The 21,446-nt window shown below is 42.0% G+C and carries 16 protein-coding genes; 8 read left to right on the top strand and 8 right to left on the bottom strand.

The genetic code is table 11. The annotated features are described in order from the left end of the window. Positions 1-154: 154 nt before the first annotated feature. Positions 155-1,723: an FGGY-family carbohydrate kinase gene (locus JMW94_RS05250; RefSeq protein WP_201602433.1), complete on the top strand. Its 1,569-nt coding sequence runs from the start codon at positions 155-157 to the stop codon at positions 1,721-1,723. 127 nt (positions 1,724-1,850) lie between these two features. Here JMW94_RS05250 and JMW94_RS05245 read toward each other — a convergent pair whose 3' ends face one another. Then, positions 1,851-3,029 carry a MalY/PatB family protein gene (locus JMW94_RS05245; protein ID WP_201602430.1) on the bottom strand — a complete coding sequence of 393 codons (1,179 nt, stop codon included), beginning with the start codon at positions 3,027-3,029 and terminating at the stop codon, positions 1,851-1,853. Positions 3,030-3,274: 245 nt separating this feature from the next. Between JMW94_RS05245 and JMW94_RS05240 the strand changes: the two genes are divergently transcribed. After that, positions 3,275-4,108 (top strand): hypothetical protein, encoded by an 834-nt coding sequence (locus JMW94_RS05240; RefSeq protein ID WP_109590476.1) that lies wholly within the window; start codon positions 3,275-3,277, stop codon positions 4,106-4,108. Between the two features lie 404 nt (positions 4,109-4,512). Here JMW94_RS05240 and JMW94_RS05235 read toward each other — a convergent pair whose 3' ends face one another. Both JMW94_RS05235 and JMW94_RS05230 read right to left on the bottom strand, forming a co-directional pair. Further along, positions 4,513-6,549 carry an ATP-binding protein gene (locus JMW94_RS05235; protein WP_201602415.1) on the bottom strand — a complete coding sequence of 679 codons (2,037 nt, stop codon included), beginning with the start codon at positions 6,547-6,549 and terminating at the stop codon, positions 4,513-4,515. A 247-nt stretch (positions 6,550-6,796) separates the two neighbouring features. After that, positions 6,797-7,612, bottom strand: a complete 816-nt coding sequence (locus JMW94_RS05230) for a crotonase/enoyl-CoA hydratase family protein (protein ID WP_201602412.1) — start codon at positions 7,610-7,612, stop codon at positions 6,797-6,799. 216 nt (positions 7,613-7,828) lie between these two features. Between JMW94_RS05230 and JMW94_RS05225 the strand changes: the two genes are divergently transcribed. Then, positions 7,829-8,566, top strand: a complete 738-nt coding sequence (locus JMW94_RS05225) for a LysE family translocator (RefSeq protein ID WP_201602408.1) — start codon at positions 7,829-7,831, stop codon at positions 8,564-8,566. Between the two features lie 65 nt (positions 8,567-8,631). Continuing rightward, positions 8,632-9,669: a 23S rRNA (adenine(1618)-N(6))-methyltransferase RlmF gene (rlmF, locus tag JMW94_RS05220; RefSeq protein WP_201602394.1), complete on the top strand. Its 1,038-nt coding sequence runs from the start codon at positions 8,632-8,634 to the stop codon at positions 9,667-9,669. Between the two features lie 123 nt (positions 9,670-9,792). Here rlmF and JMW94_RS05215 read toward each other — a convergent pair whose 3' ends face one another. The 5 genes from JMW94_RS05215 to dnaA all read right to left on the bottom strand — a co-directional run bounded on the left by JMW94_RS05215 (position 9,793) and on the right by dnaA (position 17,792). After that, positions 9,793-10,374 carry a manganese efflux pump MntP family protein gene (locus tag JMW94_RS05215; RefSeq protein ID WP_201602379.1) on the bottom strand — a complete coding sequence of 194 codons (582 nt, stop codon included), beginning with the start codon at positions 10,372-10,374 and terminating at the stop codon, positions 9,793-9,795. 141 nt (positions 10,375-10,515) lie between these two features. Then, positions 10,516-13,131, bottom strand: coding sequence for a DNA topoisomerase (ATP-hydrolyzing) subunit B (gyrB, locus tag JMW94_RS05210; protein WP_201602376.1), 2,616 nt, complete (start codon positions 13,129-13,131; stop codon positions 10,516-10,518). 502 nt (positions 13,132-13,633) lie between these two features. After that, complete coding sequence (recF, locus tag JMW94_RS05205) at positions 13,634-14,839, bottom strand: DNA replication/repair protein RecF (protein ID WP_201602373.1); 1,206 nt, start codon at positions 14,837-14,839, stop codon at positions 13,634-13,636. Positions 14,840-15,009: 170 nt separating this feature from the next. Then, positions 15,010-16,185, bottom strand: a complete 1,176-nt coding sequence (gene dnaN, locus JMW94_RS05200) for a DNA polymerase III subunit beta (RefSeq protein ID WP_060490111.1) — start codon at positions 16,183-16,185, stop codon at positions 15,010-15,012. A 161-nt stretch (positions 16,186-16,346) separates the two neighbouring features. Further along, entirely contained in the window at positions 16,347-17,792 is a 1,446-nt protein-coding gene (gene dnaA / locus JMW94_RS05195; RefSeq protein ID WP_201602358.1) for a chromosomal replication initiator protein DnaA, read from the bottom strand. A 623-nt stretch (positions 17,793-18,415) separates the two neighbouring features. Here dnaA and rpmH point away from each other — a divergent pair. The 4 genes from rpmH to yidC all read left to right on the top strand — a co-directional run bounded on the left by rpmH (position 18,416) and on the right by yidC (position 21,410). Continuing rightward, positions 18,416-18,550, top strand: a complete 135-nt coding sequence (gene rpmH / locus JMW94_RS05190) for a 50S ribosomal protein L34 (RefSeq protein ID WP_007394757.1) — start codon at positions 18,416-18,418, stop codon at positions 18,548-18,550. Between the two features lie 38 nt (positions 18,551-18,588). Further along, positions 18,589-19,122 carry a ribonuclease P protein component gene (gene rnpA / locus JMW94_RS05185; RefSeq protein WP_227685427.1) on the top strand — a complete coding sequence of 178 codons (534 nt, stop codon included), beginning with the start codon at positions 18,589-18,591 and terminating at the stop codon, positions 19,120-19,122. 1 nt (position 19,123) lies between these two features. Continuing rightward, positions 19,124-19,501 carry a membrane protein insertion efficiency factor YidD gene (gene yidD, locus JMW94_RS05180; protein WP_201602355.1) on the top strand — a complete coding sequence of 126 codons (378 nt, stop codon included), beginning with the start codon at positions 19,124-19,126 and terminating at the stop codon, positions 19,499-19,501. 211 nt (positions 19,502-19,712) lie between these two features. Continuing rightward, the gene (gene yidC, locus JMW94_RS05175) at positions 19,713-21,410 is read left to right on the top strand and encodes a membrane protein insertase YidC (RefSeq protein ID WP_055125623.1); all 1,698 of its coding nucleotides are present in this window, start codon (positions 19,713-19,715) and stop codon (positions 21,408-21,410) included. The last annotated feature ends 36 nt before the right edge of the window (positions 21,411-21,446 follow it).

The following is a 21,446-nucleotide window of genomic DNA, read 5'->3' as shown; positions in this document are numbered from 1 at the left end:
TTACTGTATTAACAGTAAGTTCTAATGGTATAAATTTTCCTTGCTTGCTGTGCCTACGCAGACAGAGGCTGCGGAAAACTTACCCCAGTAGCACACTATAATCATCGTATTTTTATTGAGCTATATATCTATTTCTACATAGTTAAGGATGACTATGACCAACAACCTTGATGCCCCTATTTATTTCTTAGCTATCGACAATGGCACCCAAAGCGTCAGAGCGCTTATCTTCGATCAATTCGGTAGCGAGATTGCCAAAGCCCGCGTCATTATCGAGCCGTATTTTTCAACGCAGCCAAATTTTGCTGAGCAGCATGCCGACTACTATTGGAAAAAATTAAGCGAAGCCTGTCAGCAATTGTGGCAAAACTGCGATATTACGCCCGAGCAAATTGCCGGCGTCAGCCTCGCCACCCAGCGCTATACCATGATATGTTTGGATAAAGACAAACAGCTGCTACGCCCAGCTATCGTCTGGATGGATTTGCGCCGCGGCGAGACCAATGATTTAGGCTTTCTTAGCCCACTAACTAAAGTGATCGGCATGGGCGAGCTGGTACAAGAGGCGCAGCAAAAAGCACGCTGTAACTGGCTTGCGCATCATGAGCCAGAAATGTGGGCAAAGACCGCTCATTACGTCAATTTATCCGCGTACCTCACCTATCAGCTCACAGGCGAGTTGATAGACTCTAGCGGTCATGCTCTAGGCTATTTGCCTTACGATTACAAAGCGCAAGCTTGGCTAAAAGCTAAAGATCTCAAATGGCGCTTATTTAGCTGTCGACCTGAGCAGATGCCTAAAGTTGTTCCGCCGGGACAGCCACTCGGTAGAATTACGGCCAAGGCGGCTAAAGCCACGGGGATTTTAGAGTGCACACCGATGATTGCTGCCGCCAGTGATAAGGCTTGTGAAGCATTAGGCTCTGCAGGTCTCGCTGCAGAAACCGCCTGTCTAAGCTTTGGCACTACTGCGACGATTAATACCACGTCGAGCAATTACGTCGAAATCCTTAAGCACATGCCCGCCTACACTGCCGCTGCGCCGAATTACTATAATCATGAATATATGATCTATCGCGGCTTTTGGATGGTCAGCTGGTTTAAGGAGCAATTTGCCCAATATGAAGAGCACCTAGCAAAGACCCAAGGCATCGATACCGAAAAACTCCTCGATCAAGCGGTAAAAGACATTCCAGCAGGCTGTATGGGATTAATGATGCAGCCATACTGGTCACCCGGTGTTCGTCATCCGGGACTTGAGGGCAAAGGCGCGCTCATTGGATTTGGTGATGTACACACGCGAGCGCATGTTTATCGCGCTATCCTAGAAGGGCTTGCCTATGAGCTAAAACTTGGTTTTGATACCATTGAGAAGCGTACAGGCAAAACCATCAAACACTTGCGTGTTTCTGGTGGCGGCTCTCAAAGTGACTCAGCCATGCAGCTGACGGCAGATATCTTTGACATGCCCGCTTATCGACCGCATACTTATGAAGCCTCAGGCTTAGGTGCTGCCATCAACTGTGCAGTGGGGCTTGGCGTTTATTCCGACCATTTAACCGCCACTAAGGCGATGGTGCATTTGGGCGATGAATTTGTGCCTATTGACGCCAATGTCCAGCTCTACAAGCGCTTATACAATGAGGTTTATCTCAAAATGTATGAGCGCTTAAAACCTTTATACCAAAGTATTCAAGATATTACTGGTTACCCAGCTAAATAATATAGTCATTTCAATATAAAGAGGTACGTTAAAAATAGCGTTATGCTGGGATAAACTTTCCTCGCTTGCTGTGCACTTCGCACTCCAGAGGCTTCGCAAAATTTATCCCAGCAGTACTGCATTCTTTTTAAATGGAATCGACTATATTAAAATCATCAATATTTAATGCAGTATGCATACGGTTTAGCCCTTCTATAAGCAGCGCTTTAGGGCACGCTACATTAAGGCGCATTTTTAGATGCCCTTCATTACCGTATTTAATCCCCGCGCTAAGCTCAACTTTAGCGGCTCTAAGCCTGTCATAAAGCGTTTGATCATCTTGCGCATATGCCGAGCAGTCAAGCCATATCAAATACGAAGCTTCTGGACGCATCACCTTAATTTTAGGCAGATGCTCTTCTAAAAACTGTAGCGTTAAGTCAATATTGGCTTCGATATAAGTCAGCGCCTGCGCCAACCACTCACTACCCTCTTCATAAGCCCTGCGCATTGCCGTATAAGCAAATAAATTCAGCTCATGCTCGTCACTTAAACGTTGCTGCTGGTTAATTTTACTCAGTAATGCGCTGTCTTTAGCAAAGATCATAGAGCCTTTGATACCGGCAATATTAAAGGTTTTGGTCATTGATGTCAGGCTAACCACTTTGTGCTCATAGCCTTTTACTAAAGTTAAAAAAGGCGTAAATGTATGCCCACTCAAAGTTAAATCTTGATGAATCTCATCACTCACAATTGCCACATCGTGCTTTTTACAAATTAAAAGCAGCGCTTCAAGCTCATCTGCTGTCCATACACGTCCGCCCGGATTATGCGGATTACACAACAAATATAGCTTAACGTTATGCTCGATAATTTTGGCTTCTACATCCGCTAAATCCAGATAGTATCGCCCCTCATTCTCCTGTAATGCAGAAGTCACCAGCTTACGATTATTGTCCAAAACCTTGGTCATAAAAGGCGTATAAATCGGGTCATTAATAAGTACCGCATCCCCTGTCTCGGTAAATACTTTCATCATCAGCACCAAACTTGGTACCACGCCTGGAGAGAAAAGAATATCCTGCGTGTCAAGCGATAAGCCATAACGACTGCCATGCCAGTCGATAATCGCTTGATACAACGGCTCGGTCGGCACGGTGTAACCCAATATGCCATGCTGCGCTACTTGCTCAATCGCCGCTAAAATAGGCTGGGCAGTCTTAAAGTCCATATCCGCGACCCATAGCGGAATCGTGTCATCGCTATAGTGCCATTTAAATGACCCCGTGTTACGTCTGTCTATTATCTCATCAAAGTTGTACTGCACCGATGCTCTCCTTTACGGTAGTTTTATATTATAACTGTTCATTCGTCGGCTTAAACGACCTTTGAAAATATAATGCTATCATTATTTGAATAATGGTTAAAAATTAGTGTTACATTAATGTTGCGGACTCTACATATGATCAAGTTATTCATGCCAGAGTATGCTCATATTGCAAGGATTGTGATCTATCAGCTTTTACCCAAACCCCCTACTAAGCCAAGATGGCTTGTCTAAAAGGATTTAGCATGATGAAAATGGATTCCCTATCAAAATTAGCACTCAAAATCAGTTCCCTTACTCTCGCCATTGCCGCAACTTCTGCATGCACTGCTATGGCAACAGGTGCTGACTCTCAAGTTTCAAATACCCAAACCACTACGAACAGTACTGCTATTACTTTAGGCAATAGTGCTATGTCTAGCGGCACTAACGACACGGTTGCTATCGGTAATATGGCCAATGCAGGTCTGAACTCAGCAACCGCTGTCGGCGGTCAAGCCAACGCTGCAGGTTTAGGCTCAACCTCTATCGGCTGGCAATCAAAAGCTACCGCTGAACGCGCGCAAGCGTTTGGTCATCTAGCCAACGCGAGTGGTGTACGAGCTACGGCTGTTGGTGAAGCCGCGATGGCTGGCGGCAGTAATGACACGGTCGCTGTCGGCAACAAAGCCAATGCGGGCATGAATTCAGCAACGGCTGTTGGCGGGGAAGCCAATGCCGCAGGTTTAGGCTCAACGTCTATCGGTTGGCAATCAAAAGCCACTGCCGAACGCGCGCAAGCCTTTGGTCATATAGCCGATGCTAGTGGTGTACGCTCTACCGCAGTTGGTGAAGCGGCAGCCGCACAAGGTGCAAACTCGGTAGCGCTAGGCAATAAATCTATGGCTGGCGGCATGAATAGCATCGCTATCGGTAACGGAGCAATGGCGGCTAAAAACAACCAAATCGTCTTAGGTAGTGCTGGACAAGTGCAGTCTAGTACTGCGTCTCAGTCAGGTACAGTTAGAATCGTCACTATCGATGACAACGGTACGCTAGGTACGATGATGGTTGATTACTATAAAAAATCAGCTAAATAATAGTAGTCAATTAGTGCCAAACTACTAACGCTGGTGCAGTTATCACCAGTTATACTCGATAAAATAATGAGACCTCGCCATGGCAGGGTTTTTGCTATTTGAGATTACGGTACTAGGTTTAGGGGTTTAGCGTGGGGCTTTAGATGGTTTGGGAATAGTTTAGAATTTGCGGATTAGAAGGTGAAACCGTTGCAGTAATAAGGGGAGCCAATCCTGCCATTCGCTATTATCTGCTTATCTAGGTGTGAGGATGGATCAAGCGAAGTACTGCTTCGCCCTGACTTGACGCAAGAGAAAATCTATGATTTTCTGTGGCTACGGTTTGGGTCATTCCTGTTGGTCACGATACTGCCCCAAAACCTAGCCTTCGCAACCCATCCTACACGCTATTTATAAATCGTTACTTACTGTGTTTTACCATTTATCCATTCCTCACCTAATTCGGTTGTTATATATGCTTGATACGGATGCTTAGGTGAATCAGCATATAACTGGCGTATTAACCCTCTAGTTAGTAATTGCGAAATATACTGTTTGCGTAAGTAATCCGAGTTCCTATTAAGATTTTTTGATAATTGATCTGTGCTAAGCGCTTCATTTTGACACAAAATAAGTATTCTTCTATCTACCTCTTCTGGTAGTGATTTTTTGGGTAGAGCTTGTAGCTGGTTTAAAGCTTGCCGAGGTGGCTCTTCAAGCTTTAAACTTTCCGAAAAATCAAATGCATATTGATCATCAGCATCGGAGGTTTGAACATCAGCTTCGGAGGTTTGAACATCAGCATCGGAGGTTTGAACATCAGCTTCGGAGGTTTGAACGTCAGCTTCGGAGGTTTGAACGTCAGCTTCGGAGGTTTGAACGTCAGCTTCGGAGGTTATGTCACCAAGCACAAAATTACTATCATTGTTTGCATTTAATCCAATATCTAAAGCATATTCCGTTAAAGTATAGAGAGTAGAAGTTCCCTTCCCCTTTTTCTGCAATAAATTCTTCTTGCAGAGTTTTGATAAAAGACTGCTTGCTGATAATGTATCTAATTTAGTAATGTCCCTAAGAGAGCTGTTATTTACCTTCCCTGTCTCATAGGCCAGCATAAGTGCCATAGCATCATTATCCGATAAACCATAATTATCAAAAGCTTCCAGCCACTTGAGTTGTTTATCATCCATTAATTGATGCAATAAAAAAGTTGCTTTAAAATAGTTTCTAACATGATTACTATCAAACCTAGGCGCGCTAAGCTTAGCTTGATTTAACTTATCACGCATAGTACGAATACCGCTTCCTTTAGTTTCAGCTAGTCTTAAATCATATAGTACAGCTGCTATTAAAGGATTGCGCGTTACTGAGCTAGCACTATCCAATGAGTCTAAAGGTTTTAAAGAATAACCAGCATTTTGCATCTCTAATCTATCTTTAAAGCGGTTAATTTGGGAAGGCTGGTTTGCAGAGTAGTCACGGTGCATTACCATATTGACCAAAGCCTCACGAACAACTCTTTGAGGTAATAAAGGTTCATCAGAACGTTGAAGCTCATTATCATCTAAACGGAAATGATTAGGCATATCATCCATAATGATTGCTTCAATACGAGGTATCATTTCAATCAGTGGCTCGCGAAAATCTTTGGTATACATAAATCGCTCATCACTGTCTTCTACCCATCTCGTTCCCGCATTTCTAATATAATCTACACGCGCCATAGGAAGATGACGCCGCAATGCTAGATGTGAGCCGAACAATAGCAAACCAGCTACGTTGGGTTTGAGAACACCATTTACCTCTTGAATTAAGTTAAAAGATAATAAGAGTTCGTTGTCGCTATATTCTAACTCAGCTGCATCAGCTTGTACTTTTGCTCGCTGTTTTCGATAAAGCGCAATAGCATTAGAATCAATATCTAATAATGAAGCATTAGGTAAAACTACATTTTCAAATGACTGACCAGCTTTAGCAGCAATAATGTCTTGAAGCTCATCAATTCTAGCTTCGTAATCTCCATTGATCCCTCGTCTCCATACCCCTGTTTTAGTATAGTTCTTACTTTTTTTACCACTACTTTTAAAACCACAAGGCTTCGAGGCAGCATTAAGCTCAAAAACCTTCGCTACTACAACCTTTTTATTTTCTAAAATAAGAATATTAGCCTCTATCTGAATAGTATTTTCAAACTGATTTCGACAATTATTCTGCAAATCGTTTAATATCTTATCGGTATCCTCAACACCACTAACCCAATGTTTATCATGATCTTCGTTTGGTTCTGACACACCAAGTAGTAAATAGCCATGATTGGTGTTTGGTTCATTTGCGAATGCACAAACAGTCTGCATCACAGAATCACCAATACCCCCTGAAGCTTTCTTAGCTTCAATATGAGTAAGCTCTGATGATTTTAATAATTCATTATAGACGTTTAGCATTTCATCATTTGATAACATTGAATTTCCATAAAAATTGAAAACTAGGTGTTTTTGTTATTAATTTAATTGTGACACTTTCCATTATTCTACGCTTCATGGAACAAATACGGTAGATTACCATGAGTGTTTGTTATTAGTGCTTTTAAACTATTACAACTATCATCAAGCAATGAAGAAAGCTATCTTTTTTACAGTCTATCCAAATAAGGTATAAACGGAGAATTCTTTAGTTTTCTATCTAAAACGCATAAAAGTGATCAAACCTTTATCTCCCCACAAACTTAGCTTCCCGTCTCTCAACCATCGCCATCGCACCCTCTTTTGCATCTTCTGAATGAAATAAATGCGGGAGATAGCCATGAATATTAGCTAATGCTGCTTTTGCGCCATTGCGACTGGCATCTTGTGCTGAGGATAGTAATCCTTGCACGCCAAGCGGGGCGGCCGTGCAAATCTCTTTGGCGATAGTCAGCGCACGCTCATATTCTTCTCCATTTGGTACGACTTCGCTGACCAGATTTAGCTTGTCCGCAGTTTGCGCGTCAAAGTTCTTACCCGTTAATAAATACGGCATCGCTTTTTGCCAACTAACCGCTGCGACAAAGCGTACCGTCGCCCCGCCAAACGGCATGATACCGCGCTGGACTTCCATTTGCGCAAAGTTGCAGTTATCACTGGCGATGACGACATCGCTATTTAACATCAGCTCAATACCAGCGGTAAAGCACGTGCCTTGTATCGCCACGACCACAGGTTTGGTGCGCAGTTTGCCACCGATTCCCCATGGATCGATTTCGTCGGCAGCGAACTCAAACGCGCCTTTGTCCCATTTATCTTGTAGCTCCATCAAATCAAGACCTGCGGTGAAATGCTCACCATGAGCGAATATTAACGCACAGCGAAGACCAGCGTCATTTTCATATTGAGTAAGTGCCTCAGAGAGTTGCTTAATCATATGACTGTCAAAAGCATTACGTTTATCTGCACGATTAAGCCCAATCAGGCAGATATAATCTTGGATGTCATAAGTGATGCGAGTGCCATTGCTAGTAGAATTACTATTATTACTTTCCGTAGTCATGTTTTTATCCTTATTAGAGCGATCGTTTTATGGTTTGTCACATGGCGAATTAACACTACTAAAAATTATGTAACTTACTTTCAATATAGACATACGTTCGGTGCAACGCAAGCATCGTTTTAGCATGAGTATCAATAGCTGATATCAATATTAGTTGACCTCATTTACGCTAATGTGCAACTATTATCCAACTCAAGAAATGAATCAGAGCACGTTATGGAATTTTGGCACGGTTTTTTGCTTATCACCAGCGTCCATCTACTCGCTGCCGCCTCTCCGGGTCCTGATTTTGTATTAGTCTCACAGCAAACCTTGGCAAAAGGTAGACGCACGGGTTTGATTTGTAGTCTTGGCATTACCTTAGGTCTTGCCGTACACATTATCTATTCGGTGCTAGGACTGGCAACGCTCATCGCCCATTCGCAGCCACTACTCACTGCTATTAAATGGTTGGGCGGCAGTTATCTTATTTATTTAGGTTGGCAAGGTATTCAAGCCAAACCGAAAAAAACATCAGAATTAGCAAATCCAGTAGAGCTAATAGATTCAGGTGTTCACGTTTCACAAGATATGCTTATTAAGCAAACGACTTCTACCAGTGATGCCGAGCTTTCTGATAAAGCCATTTCTAATAAAAAACCGCCTACTGATACAGACTCAACCGCTTCCATTCTGCGCCGTGGCTTTTTTTGCAATGTATTTAACCCAAAAGCGCCAGTATATTTCGTCGCGATATTTACCCTCGTACTATCACCCGATATACCGCTATGGCAATTGGCTATTTATGGTGTATGGATGATGGTCTTGCAGATGGCATGGTTTAGCACCGTGGTGATGTTACTGTCTATTCCTGCCATTCATCGTCGCTTTCAGCGTTTTGAACATTGGATCGACCGCGTATTGGGTACAGCGATGATAATATTGGGATTAAACCTGATTTTACGTAGTCGATAAGACGCTAGTGACTCGTGAAATCTGCTAAAATGGTGCATTATATTCAAACATCAAAGCCCGATACTATGACCAGTAAGCCTATGAACCGTCGCCCGACCGCCAACAATCACCGAAACAGATCGCCTGAGACTGCTAAAAAATTAGGGCAGCTGCATCCGCGCAATCCGCACCAAGGTCGCTATGACTTTGAAGTACTGACTCGCGCTTTGCCTGAGCTTGCTAAGCACACCATTACTAATCCTAAAGGCGAGTCGACGATTAACTTCTCCGACAGTGCCGCCGTGCGTGTCCTTAATCAGGCGTTACTGGCGCATTATTATGGGGTGAAATTTTGGGACATCCCAGAAGGTTATTTGTGCCCTCCGATTCCTGGTCGTGCTGATTATATTCACTATATCGCTGAGTTGCTTGCACAAACCACGCATGTGAATAAAGACAATACACCGCCGACGGGCAAAGAAATCCATGCCCTAGATATTGGCACCGGTGCCAGCGCGATTTATCCTATTGTTGGCAGCCAAAGCTATGGTTGGCGATTTACCGCCTCAGATATTGATCCTATTTCGGTCAATACTGCCGCGCTTATTTGCGAGACCAATCCAAAGCTAAAAAGTACAGTTAAAGTCAAACTACAGACCGAACCTAAATTTATTTTTAAAAATATCATCGGTCGCCAAGATTACTTTGATGTGGTGGTATGTAACCCGCCGTTTCATGCCTCATTAGAAGAAGCGATGGAAGCCAATAGCCGTAAGCAGCATAATTTGCAACGACATCGTGGTAAGAATGAGAACGCACAAATCAGCCGCAGCTCAACCAAGTCTGGCAATGCCGCGCAAAACCTAAACTTTGGTGGTCAGCATAAAGAGCTATGGTCTGAGGGTGGCGAGATTGCCTTTTTAACCAAGATGGCGAAAGAGAGTCAAGATTTCGCTGAGCATGTTGGCTGGTTCACAAGTTTAGTCTCAAAATCAGAAAACGTGAAGCCTATGCAATTGCTATTAAAACAACTTGGTGTTGCCCAAATGCGCATCATTGAGATGAGCCAAGGTCAAAAAAGCACGCGTATACTCGCATGGCGTTTTGATACTGACGAAGAATAGATAGTAATTAATATAAAATAGTTATAGTTTCACGTGAAACAAAGTCTTTGTTAAAAATGCACCCCTTTGATCATCAAAGGGGTGCTTTTTATTGTAGAGAATTAAGCCATCTAATGATGATTATTAACGGATAAACATCACCTTTACACCAATGGCTATCAATACTAATCCACCAAGTATCTCAGCTTTATCCTCCAGCCACGTACCTGAACGCTTACCTAAATTGATACCGAAAAAGCCAAATCCAGCGGTGATAATAGCGATAATGAAGCACGCTAGCAATGCATTAAGTGCCAGTAAGTTTAAAGTAAAGCCTGCTGCCATTGCATCAATACTGGTGGCAATAGCCAATGTAAACATCATACGATGGTTGATTTTTTCTTGTATATTTTCATCGAAACTGCCTGCTAATACCGCTTCAACCTCACTATTAAACGCTTCATATAACATCTTAGCGCCAAGCACAATAAGAATCCCACCACCAATCCACGGTGCAGCAGTCGCCAGCCAGCCTAGCAATACTGCACCTAATAGATAACCTATCAGCGGCATCACACCTTGCGCAATACCAAAGTATAGTGCTGCATAAACGGCTAAACGCAGCACATAAGCAGATGATTGCTTTTGTGATTTAGCCCCTAGCCCAATTGATACCGCAAATGCATCCATCGCCAAGGCTATCGCAAGTAAAAAAACTTCGATCATTTCTATATCCATTATCTAAAGCAATTCGTAAAATAAGTTTCACGTGAAACAATTCTAACATTAAAAAGCCACCGCCTTGATTGCCAAAGCGGTGGTTTTTTTAATTAATTAACAATGATTTCGCAACTCTTTATGTCCAACTTAGATGTCTAAATTAGACACCGTCAATGCGTTCTCTTCAATGAAAATACGACGCGGTTCAACATGATCACCCATCAAGCAAGTAAACATATGATCCGCCGCAATCGCATCTTCAATCGTCACACGTAGCATACGACGGTTTTCAGGATCCATCGTGGTATCCCAGAGCTGATCTGCGTTCATTTCACCCAGCCCTTTATAGCGCTGAATTGCTAGACCACGACGCGCATCAAGCATCATCTGCTGCCAGAGGTAATCAAAGTCGCGTACTGGGATGTCTTTGGTCGTACCAGTCGTTGCTTCACGGCGGATAAAGGCATCCTCTGCAAGCAAGGTATTCCATTCAGCAGACAAACGCAGCAACTTGCTGTACTCGCCCGAATTGATAAAGCTAGCATCTAGCAGATAATGATGGGCTAACTGGTGTACATAAACCGTAATACGCGGTAGCCACTGTGCTTTAGCAGATAACGCTTCACTATCAGACGCCGCGCCTTCTTCAGTTTCTACCGCAGGCTTCATACCCAGTAAATCAGCAGCAGCAGCATCCATATTTTTTGGTTGCGGCGCATGGATATTGACCAGTTCAATCTCCGGACTCAAGTCACTACCGAAGTGCTCAAGCTGAGCTTGCATCGCCTCTTTCCAAGCTTGCATCGCAGGCAAATCATAAGTCATATCAGTGCTAAGCTTCGGTGTATGCGTCAGCGCATCCAATAACACCGCTGGAAAACGAATCTGCAAACGGGCTTTGATCAGCTGCGTTTGGTTATAGTCATTTAGTAGCGTTTCTAGCGCTTGCCCCGTAATAGCAGGAGCATCCGCACTGATATGCAACTTAGTATTGTCAATCGTTGATGATAATAAATACGCTTTGAGTGCTTCGTCGTCTTTTAGGTATAACTCTTGACGACCTTTTTTCACTTTATAAAGCGGTGGTTGGGCGATATAAATATAACCACGCTCGATCAACTCAGGCGTTTGACGGAAGAAGAAAGTCAGCAACAGGGTACGAATATGTGACCCATCAACGTCCGCATCGGTCATGATGATGATTTTATGATAGCGTACTTTATCCGGATTATATTCGTCTGGACCAATGCCGCAACCAAGCGCCGTAATGAGGTTACCAACCTCAGCAGAAGACAGCATTTTATCAAAACGTGCGCGCTCTACGTTTAGGATTTTACCTTTCAATGGCAATATCGCTTGGGTTTTGCGGCTACGACCTTGTTTTGCTGAACCACCTGCAGAGTCACCCTCCACAATGTAAAGCTCTGACAATGCCGGATCTTTTTCTTGGCAATCTGCCAACTTACCGGGCAGACCAGCGATATCTAACGTGGTTTTACGACGCGTCATTTCACGGGCTTTACGAGCGGCATCACGAGCACGAGCGGCATCAATGATTTTGCCAGCAATAGCCTTACCAGCGCTTGGGTTCTCTTGCAGATAGTCATTAAACTTATCATGCATTGCTGATTCGACCGCTGATTTTACTTCACTTGATACCAGTTTATCTTTGGTTTGACTCGAAAACTTAGGATCTGGAACTTTAACGGATACGATAGCGGTTAGACCTTCACGCGCATCATCACCAGTAGCAACGACCTTTTCTTTTTTAAAGAGATTCTCGCGATCCATATAGGTATTCAAACAACGCGTCAACGCTGAGCGAAAGCCAGATAGATGCGTGCCGCCATCGCGCTGTGGAATGTTGTTGGTGAAACAAAACACTTTTTCGTTATAAGTATCTGTCCACTGTAACGCCACTTCGACGCTGATACCGTCATCTTGCTCACTCACAAAATGAAAGACTTCATTGATGCCATCTTTACCAGCATTGATATAGCTGACAAATTCTGACAAGCCGCCTTTGTGTTCAAACTCATGACGCTTATCAATACGCTCATCCGTTAAAACAATGCGTACACCCGAGTTCAAAAATGATAGCTCACGCAAACGCTTCGCTAAAATATCGTACTCAAAGATGGTGCCAGTAAACACATCGCTACTGGGATAAAAGCGGATTTGCGTACCGGTTTTGTCGGTTGGCTCCATTTGCTGAATGTCTGCATCAGGCACCCCATCGGTATAGGTTTGATGATAATGATAGCCTTCACGCCAGATATTCATTTCAAGCTTTTTCGATAAGGCGTTAACGACCGAGACACCAACACCATGTAAGCCGCCTGATACTTTATAGCTGTTATCATCGAACTTACCGCCTGCATGCAAGACAGTCATAATGACCTGCGCCGCAGATACACCCTCTTCTGGATGGATATCGACAGGCACGCCGCGACCATTGTCCATGACGCTCACAGATTCGTCTTCGTGGATAATGATATCGATTTGATCACAATGACCCGCCAGAGCCTCATCGATAGAGTTATCCACCACCTCAAAGACCATATGATGTAAGCCTGTACCATCATCCGTATCACCGATGTACATACCAGGGCGTACGCGTACCGCTTCTAACCCGCGCAATACACGAATATCTTTGGAGCTATAATCAGAAGGTAAACTTTCAGGAACCACCGCTGGTGCCGTAGTTTCAGCAATGCTGTCTGACGTCAGTTGCTCGTGGTCGGTAGGTAATGAATCACTCATGTGCATTCCTTAATCTAGCCATAATCAGCCGTTTGTTATTAGCGCACCACTACGATGACGCCTCATAACGTTATTTTAGACTTAATTTTTATAGTCAAAACCTTTGATAAGCATTACCAGCTAAAACACGATTAGCTAAAAATTCTTGAGTGTTGATAGCGACTTAAAAAGAGTTTCAAGTCCGCGCTTTTTTTCTCTAACATCGGCTTCTTTTTTTAAACATTATAAAAACCAAGAGAGCAAATAAAACACCTATTTATCAAATACTTAGAAATTTACAGGCATTGAAAAACACCTATATAACGTCATCAAACAACTTGCTGAGAACAGGACAAAAATAAAGCCCTATTTTAGCATTTTTTTGCCTCTAAGTCACTGTTTACTGAGCGTTTTATGCCTATAAAACCAGCTCGCAAAGATAGCCTATATCATTGCGAAATGACAGGTAGATAAGTATCGATATGAAAGCCCGTGGAGAAAGGAAATAACATAAAGGAGATAATTAAGGACTCAAGATTTGACCTTGTTTCACATGAAACATATTAGGTTCTGACCAATATTGATGCACCAAAGGCAAAATATCATCGGTCAAACTGGTCATAAATACCTGACATGGCAGCTGCGCTAACGTCGACAATAGAATATCTATCGCCCTATCATCAAGCTCTGCAGTAATATCATCTAGCAATACCACTGGTGTCACCTGAGCATGAGCGCTATCATTTGATAGATCATTAGTCTTTTGGGTATTTAGCAGTAATGGCAGTTGCGATAAACGCAGTGCTGTGATTAATAGCTTTTTTTCACCACGCGACAACACATTGGCTGCCTGCTCTTTTATAACAGGTACTTTGAGGTTAGTGTCCGCTTCATGCATTGTATCTGAGAAATTGTTATTCGACGCTGCCGAGTCATTAGAGCGCCAATGCACATGAATATCAGCACGGTGATTACCGATACGAGTATATCCCAGTTGCAAATCCTGTTCTAAGCGCTCGTTAAGCTGTATATCCAGCGCAACATTCGTATCATAACCAGCATTATAGCTAAGGCTCAATTGCTCCGCATAAGCAGGCAATAACTGCGCGATACTTTCAGCAAAATAAGGCTGCCATTCTGCGAATATCCGTTCACGATAATGATGAATCAGTGCCGCATGATTACTAAGTCCTTTGTCCCACGATTTTAGTTCAGCGAGCTGCACTTGGGTCAAATGACGCGTTTTTTTTAGCAAACTATTGCGCTGTCTTAATAGACGCTGATAGGCGAGCCATTGCGGATGAAAACCTTGTTTCATGTGAAACACCAACCAATCTAGCAGCTGGCGACGACTAGCACTCCCCTGCTCTAACATATCCATCGTCGATGGATCTATCAGTAGCGTTGGTAGCTGCTCAGTTAAGATGCTTTGGTTATAGACAGTGGTTTGATTCAGACGTAGAATTGTGGTCGCGTCAGCTTGTTTTTGGATAGCTAAAGTATTGCTATCATTGATTCTAGCGTACACAGTCACTGTATTTTGATGGTGCTGGATATAGCGTTTTGGCTGGTGATGACGAAAGCTTTTTCCTCTTGATAGCAGAAATATGGCTTCGAGTAATGAAGTTTTTCCACTGCCATTGGCACCGATAATGACGTTGCAAGCTGTTGCATGTAGATTGACGTGCGTCAGGTTGCGTAGGTTCGATATTTGTAGACGTTCAATCATAATGCCGACAGCCGCCTATTGACGCTACCTATAATAATAGGCAAAAGTTTGATAATTATTGAATTTAAAATACTGGATTTTAATCAAAGACACTCAGCTTACCTCAATTTTTTAGTGCAAACTGAGTGTCTTTAGTCCCTGCTATTAAGCCTATTGAAAACATACAGAAACTATATACGCATTGGCATAATGACATATTGATGGAACTCATCATTCAGCTGATTGACTAGCACCGACGCGTTTGATTGACTCATGTGCATTTGCAAGTCACCTTGAATCACACCAAGCACATCTTGTAAATAAGCCGCATTAAAAGACAGCTCCATCGGCTCACCTTGATACTTCGCCTGTATCATCTCCACCGCTTCATCTTGCTCTGCATTATTAGCACGCACTTCTACCATGCCGTCGCTAGCAAAATTAAACACCACACCGCGAGATTTTTCATTACTTAAAATCGCGACACGGCGCAGTACGTCGGTCATTTTTTCTTGATTGAATAAAGCCAGTTTATCCGTATTACTTGGCATCACTCGGCGATAATCAGGAAATTTTCCATCAATCAGACGCGCAGTGAAAGTAACCATCAGGTTTTGATTGACCTGTCCTGCACTATCAACGTCACCAAAGGGTAAGCTCACTTGCAAAAACTCACGACCAAAGCTCAAGGTGACCTGATTGTCTTGCTCACCAAGCATTTTTCCTAGCTCAGAGGCCAAGCGCTCAAGCTCAATAACAGCTTTACGGGGCAAAATAGCCTGCATATTTAAATCAGCACTGACATCGATGACACTGCGCGCCAAAGCCAATCGATGCCCATCGGTTGCAACCGTCGTCAGCTGCTGTTGCGACACGTCAAACAACATACCAGTGAGATAATAGCGAACATCTTGAATCGCCATTGCAAACTGCGTTTTATGAATCAAATCGATCAGACGATTGCGACTGATGGTTAATGGCGTGATATTTTCGGGATTACCCAAACTCGGATAATCTTCGCTAGGTAATGTGCCTAAGGTGAAGCGACTCTTGCCGCTGGTTAATAAGCAGCGTTCATTTTCTTGAGTAGCCAAATTAATTTGAGCTTGTGCAGGCAATGATTTACAGATGTCTTTTAATTTTGTTGCAGGTAAAGTTGTGGTACCAGCTTCAACACAAGCACCAGCAGGCAGTTTCAAAGTCGATGTCAGCTCTACTTCTAAATCAGAAGCCGTCAAAATAAGCGTTGATTCGGATAGCTGTAGCTTGATATTGCCCAAAATAACCATATTGTGCCGTTTATCAGCAGCCTTGGCGATCAAATTAATGGCTTTTAGTAACGACTCTCGATTAATCGATAATTGCATGCTTGGTTACTCTTATTTAAATGATTTTTATTATAAAACTTAACAATAATGGCTTAATCATACCCTGTCTATTGACTATAATCCATTCGCTGTCTGTCTACTCGTATTTTTAATATTATAAACCATATCAATCCACTAAAACATAGTGATACCGTGACCTGCTAACCCGCTTGCAGCATCAATGCCAGTGTTTTGTAATCCTTATCAAACGCAGGATCCGCTGCTCGTAGCTCATTAACTTTATCGCAAGCATGCATCACCGTTGTATGATCGCGCCCACCGAATGACTGACCAATTTCAGGAAAGCTATCACCGGTCAACTCACGCGATAATGCCATCGCTATTTGACGCGGTCTAGCAATACTACGCGTGCGTTTACGACCCATCATTTCTTTGATGGTCACATCATAGTACTCAGCGACCACTTTGCGAATATTATCCATATTCACAGCTTGCACACGCATCGCGACGATGTCTTTTAGCGCATATTGCACCATTTCAAGAGTAATCTGTGCACCCGTCAAGTTAGCATTAGCAAAGACTTGATTTAGAGCACCTTCTAAACGCCTAACATTTGAAACCACGTTTTGAGCGATGAATAATGCGCATTCTTTAGGCAGTGTCATACCATATGAAGCTGCTTTTTTTTGCAAAATTTGCACACGAGTATCAATCTCAGGCGGATCAACTGCTACAGTGAGCCCCCAAGAAAATCGCGATCTAAAACGTTCATCGAATTCGGTCATTTGCGAAGGATGACGATCTGAAGCTAAAATCAGTTGTTTATCACCACTGGTAAAATCTGCAAATAATGTCAAAAACTCATTACTACTTTTGGTTTTTCCTGCTAATACATGAATATCATCTACAATCAATAAATCCACTTTTTTAATTTTCTTTTTAAAATCTTCTATTTTATTATTTCTTAATGAATAAACCAATTGATTAATAAATTTTTCAGAAGTGAAATAATAAAAACTTTGATTATTTTTTAAATAGCGATGTGCTACAGAATGCATTAAATGCGTTTTTCCCAAACCAGAAGGTCCGTATATAAACAAAGGATTGTGTCGATTTTTTGATTGGCGCTTACCAAGCTCATAACAGGCTTTATAAGCCAGATTGTTAGATTTGCCAGTGACAAAAGTTTCAAAAGTAAAGTCAGGGTTTAGATAACTTAACGACTTGGCATCAGCAGAATCAACCAATTCTGCACGACGCATATTAGCATCAATATCTGCTTTTGCATTGTTATGATGAATGGTTTCAAACTTATGATCTTCAGGGGTAGGGGAGAGTTTATCTTCTTCAAACAAAGACCCTGATTGCAATTGACGATTGTCTTCATTATCGCGGCCAGCGTTATCAACACGCACAACCACCTCTTCAATACTTCCCTGGCTGTGCTTAGCAACCAGCTGCTGTATCTCTTGCAAGTGGTTTTTTTTGATGTAAGTCACAAAATAATCATTAGGAGCAAGTATAGTCAGCGTTTGCGCCTCTTGATGAGCTGACAATGGTCTCAACCACATAGTAAATACGTTGTCTTTGACGTTATATCGTAGGTCATTTAGACATTTATCCCAAATATTTGCTGTGTCTATCATGAAAAATATTAACCCTATAATTTGAAATAATATTTGTGTTTTAGCAGTATGATCTGTTGCGTAGCCCTTCATATTTTCCGCAATTATTTCCGTTGGAAACCATATTGGAAGTTACGTTGATAAACTATACGAAGCCACATATTAAGTAGGGGCTAATCTAACACAAATACCCTGTGGATAAAACCTTGTTTTTTGGGGATAAGGCTGTGGATACTTTTGTGTATAACTTTGAAAGGTAAGTTATCCATATTTAGCCCACAGGTTATCCACAGGTTTACCCATAGCACAATACATTGATAATAAAAAGGAAAACTTACTTAGACACAGATAATCGAGCTCCCAATAACAACAATACTTATATATATTAATAGTTAATTATTATAGAGTTCGACCCAAACTGTGGATAACTTTTAGGAATCCATCACTGAATTAATTAACTGAGTCGTTATTTTTTAGTTATGAATATGAACTTTACACACGATGAATCATTTAAAATGATATTTCCTCTGTCAAAATATCTGTCTGCATCGACATAGATTAAATTAGTTCATTGACCAAGATTCTATGCGGTGGTATAATCCTCCGTTATTACGAATTTAGTCCATTATTTTGATAGGTGAGTTATGAAACGTACATTCCAACCAAGCGTGATCAAGCGTAAACGTACTCACGGTTTCCGTGCTCGTATGGCAACTAAAAAAGGCCGTCAGGTCTTAGCTCGTCGCCGCGCTAAAGGACGTCATCGTCTTACTGTATAATCAGTAGATTGCGATAAGCATGGCTTATAGTGCTTGTTGTGTTTCTATTATTTATAGATTGCGATAGTCAATCACCACAACTGACACTTAGCCATATATTAAAAGCGCCCACATCGGCGCTTTTTTTGTCTCTGTACTTTGTTGTTATTTCTGCGCTATTATTTCCGCTACCGTTATTCGCTCTTATACTAGGTTGTGCTATGTCCAATACTGTTTCAGCGGCAGCTAATGCCCGCTTCACCAAAGAGCAGCGTTTGCTCACGCCTGCAGCCTTCCGTGAGGTTTTTGATGCACCTGAGCGTAAGCTTCATCAGAGCCATCTAATGGCATTTGTGCGTACCAATGATCATGATAAGCCACGAGTCGGCATGGCTATTACCAAGCGTAAAGTTCCTACGGCTGTCGCGCGAAATTTAATCAAGCGTCAAATACGTGAGCATTTTCGTGTAAAGGCTCATTCTTTAGAAAACAAAGATATTGTTTTTATTGTTAAAAAATCTATAAAAGATATAGATAATAAAGAATTAAAAAATCAAATAATTAATATTATTAAAAAAATAGAAAAAAAATAAAATGAATTTTTTATTTATTAATTTAAACAATTTTCTTTATAGAATTATTTATTGTTTTATTGTTTTTTATCAAAAATTAATAAGTCCACTATTACCTGCTCGTTGCCGCTATTACCCTACGTGCTCGAATTATGGTAAACAAGCTTTGGCATGGCATGGTGTCCGAGCAGGCAGTTGGTTATTATTAAAACGTATCGGCAGTTGTCATCCTTTGGGTGGACACGGCATTGATTTTGTGCCGCTACCGTTATCTTCTTATCATTATCAATATGTACCTTTTAGCGAACTAGCTACTAGTGTCAAAGTTCAAGGTTTATATGTTTTTAGAGATAATAAAAGCTATGTATCTCACTTAAACCATATGATGAAAATAACGTAACGTTCATCATAGACTGCGAAGTTGTGGATATCTATTTAGTTACCCACAAGTTATCCACACTCTTGGTATCATTTAAGGCAGATTTTTAGTAAAATGATGCACATTTTATGTAAATGACTGGCAATACTGTTGTCACATACGATGATAATTGTACGGTCATGACACATGCCCTAATTTTTCATTCCCTAATTTTTTAATCTAGGAAAGGTTTATGCAAAAGATATTTCGGGTGATGATCATCATTGCGATGTTAATCACCGCTTATCTGCTGATTTTGGCATGGCGAGATGATTATGCCGATGCGCCAGCTGTAGATGCGGTGTCAGAAACCACTACTTCAGTAGGTGCTGACATCCCTTCGACAACTGGTGCCGCAGGTGATATTCCAGTACAGACGTTGCCTGTTGATAACAATACAGTCGCTAATGATGCTGTGACGGCAACGCCTGCTAAAGACACGGGATTAATCACGGTCACTACCGATCGCTATGATATAAAGATCAACCCAGAAGGCGGCGATATTGTTTATGCTGCTCTTAAGCAGTATGACGCAACACTCGATAGCGATAAGCCTTTCGTATTGCTAGAGAATAATAGTAATCGTGTGTATGTGGCTCAGTCTGGTCTTATTGGTCCTAACGGTATTGATACTGCAGAAGGTCGTGCCAAATACAGCCACACTGCTAATAATTACGTCATGGAAGCCGGGCAACAGACGCTGTCAGTACCGCTTACTTATAAAAAAGATGGCGTGACCGTTACTAAGACCTTTACCTTTACTGAAAATAAATATCCGATTGATATTAGCTATCAAATACAAAATGCTTCTACACAACCGTGGCAAGGTCAGCTATTTGCCCAGTTGAAACGTGATGACAGTAAAGATCCAGGTATGTCTGATAAAGGTGCGCTTAGTATGGCGACTTACTTAGGCGGCGCTTGGGGTACCCCTGATGATCCATATAATAAGCTCAAATTTAAAGACTTTAATGATGGTGAGCTAGCTGTTAGTAGTGATAAAGGTTGGGTTGGTGTTGTGCAGCATTATTTTGTATCAGCATGGATACCTGAAAACTTTACCGCTACTTTCTTTAGCCGTGAAACAGGCGATGATTACTTCATCGGTTTCAACAGTCAACCTGTCAATGTCGCGCCAAATAAACAAGTGACATTAGATGCCACGTTATACGCTGGTCCTAAGGTACAATCTGAGCTAAAAGATGTGGCAGTAGGCCTTAATAAAACGGTTGATTATGGTTTGTTATGGCCAATATCGAAAATTTTATTTGCCATCTTGGACGGTATTCATAAAGTCATCGGTAACTGGGGTTGGTCAATCATTGTATTGACGATTTTAGTCAAAATTGCTCTGATGTGGTTCTCGAATAAGAGCTACTATTCGATGGCGAAGATGCGTGCGATTGCGCCAAGATTAGCCGCACTTAAAGAAGAGCATGGCGACGATCGAATGAAGATGTCGCAAGAAATGATGGCTATTTATAAAGAAGAAAAAGTCAATCCAATGGCAGGTTGTTTGCCTATTTTGATGCAAATGCCTATCTTCTTAGCGCTATATTGGGTGTTGGTTGAGAGTGTTGAGCTGCGTCATGCACCTTGGATTTTATGGATTCAGGATTTATCGGCGATGGATCCTTGGTTTATTTTACCATTGCTGATGGGTGCCTCGATGTTTGTACAGCAGCAGCTAAACCCGCAGCCAGCTGATCCGATGCAAGCGAAAGTGATGAAGTTTTTACCAATCATCTTTACTGCTTTTATGCTGTTTTTCCCAGCGGGTCTCGTACTATACTGGACAGTCAACAACTTGTTCAGTATGACTCAGCAATATATTGTCAATAAAAAAGTCGAAGAAGAGCAAAAGCGTCGTACTGTTAAAGTATTGGACTAAGTAGCTCATCAATTGATAAAAGACCATCGCTACGGC

Source organism: Psychrobacter immobilis (assembly GCF_904846185.1).
GTDB classification, from domain to species: domain Bacteria; phylum Pseudomonadota; class Gammaproteobacteria; order Pseudomonadales; family Moraxellaceae; genus Psychrobacter; species Psychrobacter immobilis_B.
This window is presented reverse-complemented; position numbering and strand designations above follow the sequence as displayed.

Excerpts from the sequence above, each read along its gene's own strand:
- JMW94_RS05240 (WP_109590476.1), top strand. The coding sequence starts at position 3,275 with ATGATGAAAATGGATTCCCTATCAAAATTAGCACTCAAAATCAGTTCC.
- dnaN (WP_060490111.1), bottom strand. The coding sequence starts at position 16,185 with ATGCAATTATCGATTAATCGAGAGTCGTTACTAAAAGCCATTAATTTG.
- rlmF (WP_201602394.1), top strand. The coding sequence starts at position 8,632 with ATGACCAGTAAGCCTATGAACCGTCGCCCGACCGCCAACAATCACCGA.
- JMW94_RS05225 (WP_201602408.1), top strand. The coding sequence starts at position 7,829 with ATGGAATTTTGGCACGGTTTTTTGCTTATCACCAGCGTCCATCTACTC.
- JMW94_RS05215 (WP_201602379.1), bottom strand. The coding sequence starts at position 10,374 with ATGATCGAAGTTTTTTTACTTGCGATAGCCTTGGCGATGGATGCATTT.
- yidC (WP_055125623.1), top strand. The coding sequence starts at position 19,713 with ATGCAAAAGATATTTCGGGTGATGATCATCATTGCGATGTTAATCACC.
- rpmH (WP_007394757.1), top strand. The coding sequence starts at position 18,416 with ATGAAACGTACATTCCAACCAAGCGTGATCAAGCGTAAACGTACTCAC.
- JMW94_RS05230 (WP_201602412.1), bottom strand. The coding sequence starts at position 7,612 with ATGACTACGGAAAGTAATAATAGTAATTCTACTAGCAATGGCACTCGC.
- gyrB (WP_201602376.1), bottom strand. The coding sequence starts at position 13,131 with ATGAGTGATTCATTACCTACCGACCACGAGCAACTGACGTCAGACAGC.
- yidD (WP_201602355.1), top strand. The coding sequence starts at position 19,124 with ATGAATTTTTTATTTATTAATTTAAACAATTTTCTTTATAGAATTATT.
- JMW94_RS05250 (WP_201602433.1), top strand. The coding sequence starts at position 155 with ATGACCAACAACCTTGATGCCCCTATTTATTTCTTAGCTATCGACAAT.
- recF (WP_201602373.1), bottom strand. The coding sequence starts at position 14,839 with ATGATTGAACGTCTACAAATATCGAACCTACGCAACCTGACGCACGTC.
- JMW94_RS05235 (WP_201602415.1), bottom strand. The coding sequence starts at position 6,549 with ATGTTATCAAATGATGAAATGCTAAACGTCTATAATGAATTATTAAAA.
- dnaA (WP_201602358.1), bottom strand. The coding sequence starts at position 17,792 with ATGATAGACACAGCAAATATTTGGGATAAATGTCTAAATGACCTACGA.